The following is a 10567-nucleotide window of genomic DNA, read 5'->3' as shown; positions in this document are numbered from 1 at the left end:
TGCCGGAGCCGCGCCGGGGCCGGCGTCGCGGCTCCGGCATCCGTCGTCGCACGCGTCGGCGCCGGGTCGCCGGTGCCCGAGCTCGTCGAGGGGCTCACGAGGCCTCCCGCTGACGGGGGTCGATCACGCGGTGCAGGAGGTCGACCACGAATCCCACGATGAGCACGAACCCGGTGAGGGCGAGCAGCTCGCCCTGCACCTTGGGGAGGTCGCGTGCGGCGACGTCGGCGACCAGCATGCGGCCGATGCCGGGGAGCGAGAAGAGCTGCTCGATGACGACGGCGCCGACGATGATGCCGGCGACCTGCAGGCCCAGCACCGTGATCACCGAGAGGCCGACGACCGGCAGGCCGTGGCGGATGAGCGCCTGGTCGCGGGTGAGCCCCTTCGCCGCCGCGGTGCGCACGAAGTCCTGCCCGACGGCCTGGAGGGTGGCGCTGCGCACGAAGCGCAGCAGCATCGCGCCCTCGACGATGCCGATCGTGAGCGCGGGGAGTATCAGGGAGCGCAGCGCCGCCGCCGGGTCGTTCCAGCCCGCGCGGGGGAAGCCCTGCGCGGGGAGCCATCCGAGCCAGACGGCGAAGACGACGACGAGCATCATGCCCGCCCAGACCACCGGGACCGCCGCCAGGGCCTGCGCACCGACGCTGAGCGCGGTGCCGTCGGCGCGGCCGCGCCGCATCGCCGAGAGCACGCCGAGCGGCACGCTGATGACGACGGCGATGAGGAGCGACAGGATGCCGAGGGGCACCGTCACCTCGGCCTTCTGGGCGAGCTCGTCGACGACGCGGGTTCCCGTGAGCAGGGAGGTTCCCAGGTCGCCGCGGAGAAGCCCGCCGATCCAGTCGAGATACTGCGCCGGCAGCGGCCGGTCCAGGCCCAGCCGCTCCCGGATGGCGTCCTGCTGCTCGGGGCTCGATCCCACACCCGCGATGAGGTGCGCGATGTCACCCGGGAGCACCCGGAGCGTGACGAAGATCAGCACGCTGGCGACGAGAAGCCCGAGCAGAAGCAGGGCCAGACGGGTCAGCGTGTACCGGATCACCCGTTGCTCTTGGCGATCTCGGCGATGTTCAGGCGCTCGTTCACATTGATCGAGGGCATACCGGTGATGTTAGTGCCGACCGCGACGACGGACGCGCCGTTGTACAGCCAGTCGGCGCCCGCGTCCTCCGACACGATGCGCGCGGCCTGTTCCAGCAGATCGGCCGCCTCGGCCTCGTCGGTCGCGGCGAGCGATTCGGCGTACAGCTCCTGCACCTCGGGGCTGTCGTAGGTGAAGTAGTAGTCCGGGTTCGCCCAGTTCTCGAAGTCGTGCGCCTCGGTGTGCAGCACGAAGCTGAGCTCGTAGTCGTGGTTCGTGTAGACGTCGGTGAGCCACGTCGTGAAGTCCACGGAGTTCACGTCGAGCGTGATGCCGACCTCGTCGAGGTCCGACACGAGGATCTGCGGGATCGTCGTCGAGTAGAAGCTCGGGATTGTGAGCGTGAGCTCGAGATCCTCGGCTCCGGCCTCCGCGAGGAGCGCCTTGGCGGCCTCCGGGTCGTAGGGGGCGACATCCGAGAGGTCCTCGTAGCCGGGGTCGAGCTCGGGGATCGGGCCGTACTGGGTCTGCCCCGACGCGAGCGCCTCGATGACCGCGTCGTGGTCGATGGCCTGACGGATGGCCTGGCGCACGCGCTTGTCGGCGAGGGGGCCAGACGTCTGGTTGAAGGCGAGTGTGCCCTTGTCGGTGGACTGGCCGAGCACCAGCGAGAAGTCGCCGTTCGCCTCGACCTGGTCCTTCAGGTTCGCGTCGAACCCCGTGAGCACGTCGACCTCGCCCGCGAGCGCGGCGTTGAGCGCGGCCTGGTTGTCGGGGATGTAGTCGAACACGACCTCGGCCGCGCCCGCCTCGTCGCCCCAGTACGCGTCGTTGCGTGAGAACGTGATGCTGTCGCCCTGTCGCCAGTCGGCGAGCACGAAGGGGCCGGTGCCGTTCGCCGCCGTCTTGTAGTCGACCGTGTCGCCCTCCTTGAGGACGATGCCCGCGCGGCCCGTCAGGTTCCACAGCAGCGTCGAGTCCGGCGCGCTGAGGGTGAGCGTGATGTCCTGCCCCTCGGCCGCGATCGACGTGACGTTCGCCAGCCGGGCGGAGTCGCGCCACTCGGGGGTGTCGCGGCGGGTGGTGAGCGACCACACCACGTCTTGCGGTGTCAGCTCTTGGCCGTCGTGGAAGGTGACGCCCTCGCGGAGCGTGAACGTGTACGTGAGGCCGTCGGGAGAGACCGTCCAGTCGCTCGCGAGCGCCGGCACGATGTCCTGCTCGGGGGTGCGGGCGACGAGCCCCTGGTAGATGTTGTCGACGAGGATCTGGTCCAGCGCCGAGCCCGCCGTCTCGCGGATGTCGAGGTTGCCAGGCTCCAGCACCAGCCGGATCGCGACCGATGCGTCCGGGTCGGGCTCGCCGGGCGTCGTCGGCGCGGCGTCGCCGCTCCCACCGCTGCAGGCGGTGAGGACGAGGAGGCCGGCGGCGAGCAGCGAGGCGGCGGCGAGGGTGGTGCGGCGGAGCATGAAGGTCCTTTCGGGGGAGGGTCCCGTGTGCTGTGCGGCGACTGTTGCTGGTGGCACCGGGGCCGATCGGGGCGGCCGGCGGTGCGCGTAACAGCCTAGGGATATCGCGACGGCGAACGGCAACCCGCTACCCGGAACGCAACAGAAGCGTTAAGGCTTCCCTGAGAAGGGGAATCGACGCGTCAGGACCGGGTGGCCAGGGTCCGCAGCCGTTCGCCGAGCTCGAGGGGGATCTCCTCCTGCACGTTGTGCCCCGAGGGCACGATGACCACGGATGCCTCGGGCACGCGTCGCAGGAACTCCTCGGCATCCGCCTCCGTGACATACCCGCGGTCGCCGCGAAGCAGCGTCGTCGGCGCCGTGGCCGCCGCGAGGTCCTCCCAGCCGGATTCGCCGAGCACCGAGCCGACGGCGTCCTGCTGCGCGGCCACCTCCGCCGCCGCCGCGGAGGAGGCGGATGCCGCGTTCGCGAGGTGCGCGAAGTGGTGCTTCCACTCGACGCGCCCGTCCGGGCGGACGCGGGAGTTGAAGTACACGCCGCGCTCCGCCTTGCGACGCGTGCCGCCGCCCAGACCGAAGGACAGTGCGCGGTCGACGAGCTCGTCGCGGGAGGCCCAGTCCACGGGGCCGGCGAAGAAGTCGCGGATCTGGGTGGGGCCGGCGTTCGGGTCGACGCCGGGCGTGATGTCGATGACGACGAGCTCGCGCACGAGATCGGGCCGGGATGCCGCGACCGCCGCCGCGGTGAGCCCGCCGAGCGACTGACCGACCAGCAGCTGGGGTCGATCGGTCCAGGCCCCGATGCCGGCGGCAACGTCGGGGGCGAGCACGCGCGCGATGTAGGCGAGGTCGTCGCGCCACGACGAGTCGCCGTGGCCGGGCAGGTCGATCGCGAGGGCGGGGAGGCCGAGCGCCAGGATCGTGGTGTCCCACGTGTGGGCGTTGAGGCCGGCGCCGTGCAGGAAGGTCACCACCGGTGCCGTGTCGGGCCCGCCCGGGGTCGCGTAGCGCAGGGCGCTGAGGGTGCGGCCGCCGGGCAGTGCGAGCGTGAGGCGCTCGCCGCGGGGCGTCGGGCCGTCGATGCCGGCCTCCGCCGCCTGCTCGGGAAGGAACGAGAACTCGTCGATGGGGTCGCTCACCCGCTCATTGTGCCCCACGTGCAAGACGCCCGTCCCGACCCCGCCGACCCGTCGGTAGTCTGGCGTCATGACGGCAGAACACCGTGTGCACCTCTCGCGAGCGGCGCGACCCGCCTACCAGGCGCTCTCCGCGTTCTCGAAGACCGTGGGCGGCATCGCCGCCGAGAACGGCATCGACGACCGGCTCAAAGAGCTGGTGCAGATCCACGCCTCGCAGCTCAACGGCTGCGCCTACTGCGTGCGTGTGCACGTCGAGCGCGCGGTCGCCGCCGGCGTGACGGCGGACGACATCGCCCAGCTGCCGGTCTGGCGTGAGTCGGGCGTCTTCTCGGATCGTGAGCGCGCCGGTCTGGAGCTGGCCGAGGCCTACGTCTTCATCCACGAGGAGGGCATCCCCGACGAGGTGTACGACAGCGTCGGCGGCGTGCTGAGCGAGCAGGAGTACGTGGCGCTCAGCTGGATCCTCGTGTCGATCAACGCGTTCAACCGCATCGCGATCGCGGGCCGCTACAGCACCCCGCCGCGCGACGACCTCGTCGGCGAAGACAAGGACGCCGCCGCGGGCGCCGCGTGGTGACCGTCCCCTCGCCGGCCCCTGGCGACGCTCTGCCGGCGGACCCGTTCGTGCCGGGTGCGATGAACCTCCGCGACGTCGGCGGCCTGCGTGCGGGCTCTGGGGCGACGCGTCACGGCGTGCTGTTCCGCTCCGGCAACCTCGCGCGGCTCGACGCGGACGGCACGCGCGCGCTGGCGGAGCTGCGCCTGCGGCGCATCATCGACCTCCGCGCCGACGATGAGATCGCACGCGAGCCCAGCCGTATCGCCGGCCTCGATATCGTGACGCAGCGCGTGCCACTCTTCCTGGGCTCGGTCGAGTCGTTCTTCCGCGACGATCTCAGCCTCGACGAGATGTACCGGCGCCTCGTCGACGATTCGTCCGAGGGCGTCGTCGCGGTCGTCCGCGGCATCCTCGCCGATCAGCCGGTGCTGGTGCACTGCACGGTCGGCAAAGACCGCACCGGCGTGACGATCGCGCTCACCCTCGCCGCCGCGGGCGTCGACACCGAAGCCGTCGTCGGCGACTATGCGCGCACCGAGGGTCTGCTTCCGCCGCGGCGCAACCGCAAGATCGTCGAGACGCTGCGCTCGCTGCACCCCGAGGCGGTTCACCTCGAAGACCTGGCGACCCGCTCACCCGCGCCGGTCATGCGTGCCCTGCTCGACGATGTGACCCAGCGGTACGGCTCGGCAGGAGATTATCTGCGTTCCCACGGCCTCGCCGACGACGAGATCGCCGAGCTTCGTCGCGTACTGCTCACGCCGGACGCCTGAATCCGCTCCACCGAGCGACGCGCGGATTCTTTCGCTGTGTATCACTGAGGTAAGGCAACCCTTCATAGGTGGTTATACTGGAGGAGCCATGCCCCACACCACACAGCCTCAGGCCGTCGCGCACAACGCGTCGGCGTGCCGCGCGTCGCGTCACACGCGCGTGCAGCACCTGATCACGGCGGACGAGTCCTCGCTGGCCGAGCTCGAGGCCGTGCTTGCAACGCTGCCGATCTGCTCGACGGGCCGGGTCTTCATCGAGATCCCCGACGACTCGTGGCAGGCGGCGATCACGGCACCCAGCCGCATGGTCGTGACGTGGCTGGATCGCTCGCAGCGGTCGGGCGCACCCGGCACCGGCCGCGGCTGCGCATCGGGCGAGGCGCTCGCGCGCGCCGTGACCGCCTGGGCCGATGAGATGCTCTGTGCCGAGGACGACCAGACCCGCATCCACCTGCTGGGCGGCTACCTGGGCACGGCCGACATCGTCGACCACCTCGTCGAGCTCGGCATCCGCGCGGACTCCATCCACGCGCCCGAGCAGTACGGTCTGACCACCGCGCGCTGACCACCGCGCGCTGACCGACGCGCCGGAACGCCGCGCGCCGGGGTGCCGCAGCGGGTGCGGTCGGTACAGTCGTGCGCATGACGCAGACTGCCGCCGCCTCGCCCGCGCTCGCCGTCGACCCGCGCGACCTCCGCATCCCGACCTGGATCGTCGTGTGGCTCATCATCTCGGCCGTCATCCAGACGTATGATGCCTGCTACGTGCTGCTGGGTCCGCTGTCGCACGCCGGAGGGCCGCTCGCCGGCTTCTGGCCGGGCCACGTCTTCTACGGCACGTTCGACCATCGGTACGGGCAGTTCGACGCCTTCGGCAGCGCGCAGAGCTGGGCGAACCTCATCGAGGTCGTGTTCATCGTGTGGGCGCTGTTCCATGCGCGCCGCTGGTCCGGTCTCCTCGTGGCGCTCCTGGTCACGGTCGCCACCTTCTGGAAGACCGTGATCTACTTCCTGGTCGAGGCCTCGAGCGGACTCGAGATGACGCGTCAGTCGCTGGAGCGCGGCGACCTCGTGGGCTTCCTCATGGTCGCGGTGCTGCCGAATCTATTCTGGATCGTCTTCCCGCTCGCCGTCGTGATCGTCCTGGGCCGCCAGGTGTACCGCGTCGGTCGAGCCGCTGCTGCCTCCGTCGCCGGCTGACGGGACCGCAGTCAGGCCGCGCCGCGCGGAACGTAGTTGCCGTCCGCCAGCCCCGCTTCGATCTCGAACCGGTTGCGCAGCGGATTCCGGCCCGCGAAGAGGTACAGCAGCGGCATGAGCAGGCCGTAGCGCTGCCACTGCCGCTTGTGCACGGCCTCGTGCCGCAGCAGTGCATCGCTGACACGGCCGTCTCCGGTCAGGAAGCACCCGCCCACGCATGAGCCGCCGCGCGGGAAGGTCCAGCGCGGCATCCCGCGGAACACCCACAGGCCCTCGCGCTTCTCGATGGGACCGGTGCTCCACAGCGTCCCCCACACCCAGCCGACGGCGCAGCCGTACCAGTAGCCGGCGCGGCTGACGGGCGAGTCCAGCAGGAACGAGGGGATGAGCTCGTCGATGCGCCTGCCGCGGGCCAGGGCGCGCTCCGACGCGGCGCGCCAGCCCGCGGGTGGCTGCGGGATCGGGCTCATGCGAGCGCGCCGATCACGCGGAGGATGGCCCCCAGGTCGTCGGTGGCGGCGTCGGCGGAGGCGGGGGAGTAGCCGGCGAGGGATGCCCCGACCAGCGGCACCCGCTCGCGCAGGCGCCCGATCGCGACGGTCAGCTCCGCGACGGTGACGCCGAACGGCTCGGGATGGGCGTTGCCGGCGATCTCGGCCGGATCCAGCGCGTCGATGTCGACGTGGATGTAGACCCCGTCGGCCCCGGTGGCGAGCACCGCATCGGCGAGCGCGTCGGCATCCCGCAGCGCCTCCACGGTGAGCGCGGTGATGCCGAGGTCGGCGACGGCCGCGAGCTCGGGCTCGTCGAACGAGCGCGCCCCGCCCACGATGACCCGATCGGCCGCAACGGCGCCGTCCAGCCGCAGTCCGGGTTCACCGTCGCCGATCACGGCGCGCAGCACCATGCCCGCGAATGCGCCGGAGGGCGACGAGTCGGGCGAGTTGAGATCGGGGTGCGCGTCGATCCACACCACGGCGAGGCCGGGGGAGCGCCGCGCGGCGTGCGCGATCGGCGCGAGCGCGATGCCGCAGTCGCCGCCGATGGTCAGTACGGGCTCGTCGGGTGCGCCGACGTCGTGCGCGTCGAGCGCGTCGGCCACCATGCCGCGCACCCGCTGGAGAGCGCTGAGGCGCTGGATGCCGGTGCCCAGCGACTCGCCGGCCTCCATCGGCACGTCCAGCACCGTGGTCGAGGACCGGGGGAGGTCTCCCGCGATGGCCTGGGCGCCGTCGATGAGCTGCATCGCGCGGGAGGAGGGACTTCCCTGCCACTGCGGAACTACCAGGTATCGCGTCATCCCCTCATCTTCTCGTACACCGGCGGCCGCGGCATCCGTGCGCGCAGCGGGGAGCCCGCGCTGTGGGCGAACACGACGCACGCGGAGTCGTCGCAGACGGCGAAGGGCGCCGGATCCTCGCGGATCCGGCGCCCTCGTCACCCCGGAGGGGTCAGTTCTCGATAGCCGCCTGCACCGGCGTGCCGGTCTTGAGGGCGGCGAGGCGCGCCTCGACCTCCGTCAGCTCGCCGACGTCCTCGAGCGCGTTGAACTGGGCGTCCAGGCTCGACGCGGCAAGCTCCTGCTTGCCGGCCGCGAGGGCCTCCTGGCGACGCACCTTGTCTTCGAACCGGCCGAGCTCGCTCGTCGGATCGAGCACGTCGATCGACTTGACGGCGTCGTGCACCTTGTTCTGGGCCTCGGCGGTCTTGGCGCGCGCCAGCAGCTCGGAGCGCTTGGACCGCAGCTGCTCCAGCTTCTGCTTCATGCCGTTGAGGCCCTCTTTGAGCTTGTCGACGACCTCGTTCTGCGTCGCGATGGTCGGCGCGATCGCCCTCGCCTCGTTCTCCTCGCTGATCTGGCGCTGCAGCGCGATCTTGGCGAGGTTGTCGAACTTATCGGCGTCGCTGGTGTTGCCGGCCTTGCGCAGCTCGTCCGCCTTGCGGCTGGCGGCGAGGGCCTTGTTGCCCCACTCGGCGGCCGCCTGGACGTCCTCCTGGTGGTCCCGCTCGAGCAGGCGCAGGTTGCCGATCGTCTCGGCGATGGCCGACTCGGCGTCGGCGATCGAGTTCGTGTAGTCGCGCACGAGCTGGTCGAGCATCTTCTGCGGGTCCTCTGCGGAGTCGAGGAGTGCGTTGATGTTCGCCTTCATGAGGGTCGAGATGCGACCGAAGATGGACTGCTTCGCCATCGGATTTCCTTCCTATCGGACTTCAGTTCTGGGTCGGTGGGTTCTGGTCTGGGGATGGATGCCGCGCGCGTCGCGTGCGGGCGGCTCCGCGGGGAGAGGTCAGAAGCGGCCACCTCCTCGGCGAGCGCGTGTGCCGCCGCCTCCGAAGCTACCGGGCCGCATGCCGCCGCCCGAGGAACGGCCGCCGCCGCCCAGCATGCCGCCGAGACCACCGAGACCGCCGCCGGAAGAGCGTCCGCCGCTCAGCACCGAGTTGAGCACGATGCCGCCGAGCACCGCGCCGAGCATGCCGCCGCCGGACTGGCCACCGCCCTGCGACCCGCCGCCGAACATCCCGCCCGAGCCGGTGTCGAACGCGCCAACGTCGTTCTGCGCGAGCTGGATCGCCTGCCCCGCGAGCTGGTCGGCGCGCTGCGCCTGCTGCATTGCCCGCTGCGGGTCGCTGGACTGCAGGGCCTGGGCGCGGGCGAGCGAGGCCCCTGCCTCGGCGAGGCGCGTGCGGGCCTCGGCGCCGACGGCGCCACGGCGCGCGATGATGTAGTCCTCGGCGGCGGACACCTGCGCCTGCGCCTGCATCATGAGCTGTCCGACCATCTGCCGTGCGCGCTCTGCCTGGGCGGCGGCATCCCGCACGCCCTGCACGAGCGTGTCGATCTGCGTGTTCGCCGCCTCGAGGCTCTGGAGGGCCGCCAGGGGGCGCTTGGCCGTCCCGGTGAGCTGCGCGCGCGCGGCGTCGAGCTGCTGCCGCGTGGCGGCGATGACGCTCGCGATGCGGCCGTCGGCGTCGGGCAGCGCGGAGGCCGCCGCGATGTCGCTCTCGAGCTCGGCGACCAGCGCGGTGGCGTTGCGCTCGCCCGCGGCGAGGTCGGCCTGGAGCTTCTCGATCGCGTCCTCGAGCAGCGTCGCCTGGCCGACCGCCTCTTCTGCGGCGCGGATGCCGACCGCGGCCTCGCCGCCGTCGCCGGCGCCGATCGCGGTCTGCGCGGCGGTCAGCTGCTCGTCGGCGAACGCGAGGCGCTGCCGCGCCTGTGCGGGGTTGTCGATGACGGTCGCCAGGGCCTCGGGGGCGTAGGCCGACTGCAGCTCCTGCAGGCGCGCGGCCGCCTGGTCGAGGGATGCCGCGGCCTTCGTCCGCTCGTCCTGCACGCGGGCGAGCGCTTCGGGCGCGTTCTGCTCGAGCTTGCGCAGCTCGTCGAAGGCGGCGGCCTTCTCGTCCAGCAGCGCATTGGACGCCTCGCACAGGGCGATGATGCGCTCGTTCCAGGCGCGGGCGTCCTGGGGAGAGTCAGGGGTGGCGTCGTCGAGCTGCTGCTTGAGCCCGAACGCCTCGTCGAGGCTCTGCTGCGCGGTCGCGAGCGCCGCCTCGAACTCGGTGGTCGCGGCATCCCCGAACTGCGCTTTCGCGAAGCCCAGCTCCTGGGCGCTCGTCTTGATCGCGTCGTCCGTCTCGACGAGGAGCGACGAGGCGCGCCGTTCGAGCTCCTCGATGCTCGGCTGCGGCGGTCCGCTCGGGCCGCCCGGCACGGCGCTCCGGGTGCGCCGGCGACGGAGGAACATCACGAGCAGCACGATGCCGACGCCGACGACCACGATCACGAGGAGCCAGGTGAACCACGACCCGCCGCCGGAGGCTCCGGAGTCGGCTGCGCCCGAACCGCCGCCTGCGGCATCGGTGATCCCATCGGCGGCGGCGTCGACGGCGCCGAGCCAGTCGTCCTGTGCGAGGGCGGGCTGGACCCGCTGCTGTTCGATCGCCGCCAGCTGGTCCTGGGTGAGCGGGCCGGCCGAGTCGCCCGAGAGGTAGTACTGGCGCCCTTCTGTGGCGACGGCGAGGAGGTACTGCGTGACTCCCAGGCCGTTGTCCTCGGCCGTCTGGTTCGCCCAGTCTGCGGCGCCCGCGGGGTCGGTGAAGTCGTCGACGTAGACGACCCAGAGGTCGAGTCCGGTGTCGGACTTCAGCTGCTCGAGCCGGCTCTGCGCCTCGCCCTCCTCCGTCGGCGACAGCACACCCGCGTCGTCGAGCACGAAGCCCGGGTCGAGTGTCACCGGGGGAGTCGCCAGCGCGGCCGTGCCGCCGATCGCCGTGACCGCGACCACCGCAGCGGACGCCAGCGCTGCAGCCCATCGCAGTCGCATCGATCCCCCCTCTGGGAT

General features: G+C 71.8%; 11 protein-coding genes. 4 read left to right on the top strand and 7 right to left on the bottom strand.

Going from position 1 to position 10567, the window contains the following annotated elements:
* Positions 1-94 precede the first annotated feature (94 nt).
* From ACI3KX_RS15990 to ACI3KX_RS15980, 3 genes are all read right to left on the bottom strand, one after another.
* Positions 95-1045 carry an ABC transporter permease gene (locus tag ACI3KX_RS15990; RefSeq protein ID WP_404910344.1) on the bottom strand — a complete coding sequence of 317 codons (951 nt, stop codon included), beginning with the start codon at positions 1043-1045 and terminating at the stop codon, positions 95-97.
* Positions 1042-2553: an ABC transporter substrate-binding protein gene (locus ACI3KX_RS15985; protein WP_404910343.1), complete on the bottom strand. Its 1512-nt coding sequence runs from the start codon at positions 2551-2553 to the stop codon at positions 1042-1044. Before ACI3KX_RS15985 ends, ACI3KX_RS15990 begins: the two co-directional genes overlap by 4 nt.
* Before the next feature lie 182 nt (positions 2554-2735).
* Entirely contained in the window at positions 2736-3692 is a 957-nt protein-coding gene (locus ACI3KX_RS15980; protein WP_404910342.1) for an alpha/beta fold hydrolase, read from the bottom strand.
* Positions 3693-3759: 67 nt separating this feature from the next.
* On the opposite strand from ACI3KX_RS15980, the gene ACI3KX_RS15975 reads away from it, so the two are divergent.
* From ACI3KX_RS15975 to ACI3KX_RS15960, 4 genes are all read left to right on the top strand, one after another.
* Complete coding sequence (locus tag ACI3KX_RS15975; RefSeq protein WP_363357815.1) at positions 3760-4269, top strand: carboxymuconolactone decarboxylase family protein; 510 nt, start codon at positions 3760-3762, stop codon at positions 4267-4269.
* Between the two features lie 59 nt (positions 4270-4328).
* Positions 4329-5024: a tyrosine-protein phosphatase gene (locus ACI3KX_RS15970; protein WP_404910347.1), complete on the top strand. Its 696-nt coding sequence runs from the start codon at positions 4329-4331 to the stop codon at positions 5022-5024.
* Positions 5025-5112: 88 nt separating this feature from the next.
* Positions 5113-5589, top strand: coding sequence for an SIP domain-containing protein (locus ACI3KX_RS15965; protein ID WP_363357813.1), 477 nt, complete (start codon positions 5113-5115; stop codon positions 5587-5589).
* Positions 5590-5666: 77 nt separating this feature from the next.
* Positions 5667-6224 (top strand): hypothetical protein, encoded by a 558-nt coding sequence (locus ACI3KX_RS15960; protein WP_404910341.1) that lies wholly within the window; start codon positions 5667-5669, stop codon positions 6222-6224.
* 11 nt (positions 6225-6235) lie between these two features.
* On the opposite strand, the gene ACI3KX_RS15955 is transcribed toward ACI3KX_RS15960, so the two are convergent.
* The 4 genes from ACI3KX_RS15955 to ACI3KX_RS15940 all read right to left on the bottom strand — a co-directional run bounded on the left by ACI3KX_RS15955 (position 6236) and on the right by ACI3KX_RS15940 (position 10549).
* Positions 6236-6694, bottom strand: coding sequence for a Fe-S oxidoreductase (locus ACI3KX_RS15955; RefSeq protein ID WP_404910340.1), 459 nt, complete (start codon positions 6692-6694; stop codon positions 6236-6238).
* Positions 6691-7524: an arginase family protein gene (locus tag ACI3KX_RS15950; protein ID WP_349426887.1), complete on the bottom strand. Its 834-nt coding sequence runs from the start codon at positions 7522-7524 to the stop codon at positions 6691-6693. Before ACI3KX_RS15950 ends, ACI3KX_RS15955 begins: the two co-directional genes overlap by 4 nt.
* 151 nt (positions 7525-7675) lie before the next feature.
* Positions 7676-8413, bottom strand: coding sequence for a PspA/IM30 family protein (locus tag ACI3KX_RS15945; RefSeq protein WP_349426888.1), 738 nt, complete (start codon positions 8411-8413; stop codon positions 7676-7678).
* 99 nt (positions 8414-8512) lie between these two features.
* Positions 8513-10549 (bottom strand): TPM domain-containing protein, encoded by a 2037-nt coding sequence (locus tag ACI3KX_RS15940; protein ID WP_404910339.1) that lies wholly within the window; start codon positions 10547-10549, stop codon positions 8513-8515.
* Between the last annotated feature and the right edge of the window lie 18 nt (positions 10550-10567).

The organism is Microbacterium sp. ZW CA_36, from assembly GCF_044987475.1.
In the GTDB taxonomy this organism is placed as follows: Bacteria; Actinomycetota; Actinomycetes; order Actinomycetales; family Microbacteriaceae; genus Microbacterium.
The sequence above is the reverse complement of the archived record's forward strand: the minus strand, read 5'-3'. Positions and strand labels throughout refer to the sequence as shown.

Bases quoted from the DNA above. Each gene is read 5' to 3' on its own strand.
- ACI3KX_RS15975 (WP_363357815.1), top strand. From the start codon at position 3,760: ATGACGGCAGAACACCGTGTGCACCTCTCGCGAGCGGCGCGACCCGCC.
- ACI3KX_RS15965 (WP_363357813.1), top strand. From the start codon at position 5,113: ATGCCCCACACCACACAGCCTCAGGCCGTCGCGCACAACGCGTCGGCG.
- ACI3KX_RS15955 (WP_404910340.1), bottom strand. From the start codon at position 6,694: ATGAGCCCGATCCCGCAGCCACCCGCGGGCTGGCGCGCCGCGTCGGAG.
- ACI3KX_RS15985 (WP_404910343.1), bottom strand. From the start codon at position 2,553: ATGCTCCGCCGCACCACCCTCGCCGCCGCCTCGCTGCTCGCCGCCGGC.
- ACI3KX_RS15970 (WP_404910347.1), top strand. From the start codon at position 4,329: ATGAACCTCCGCGACGTCGGCGGCCTGCGTGCGGGCTCTGGGGCGACG.
- ACI3KX_RS15960 (WP_404910341.1), top strand. From the start codon at position 5,667: ATGACGCAGACTGCCGCCGCCTCGCCCGCGCTCGCCGTCGACCCGCGC.
- ACI3KX_RS15950 (WP_349426887.1), bottom strand. From the start codon at position 7,524: ATGACGCGATACCTGGTAGTTCCGCAGTGGCAGGGAAGTCCCTCCTCC.
- ACI3KX_RS15945 (WP_349426888.1), bottom strand. From the start codon at position 8,413: ATGGCGAAGCAGTCCATCTTCGGTCGCATCTCGACCCTCATGAAGGCG.
- ACI3KX_RS15940 (WP_404910339.1), bottom strand. From the start codon at position 10,549: ATGCGACTGCGATGGGCTGCAGCGCTGGCGTCCGCTGCGGTGGTCGCG.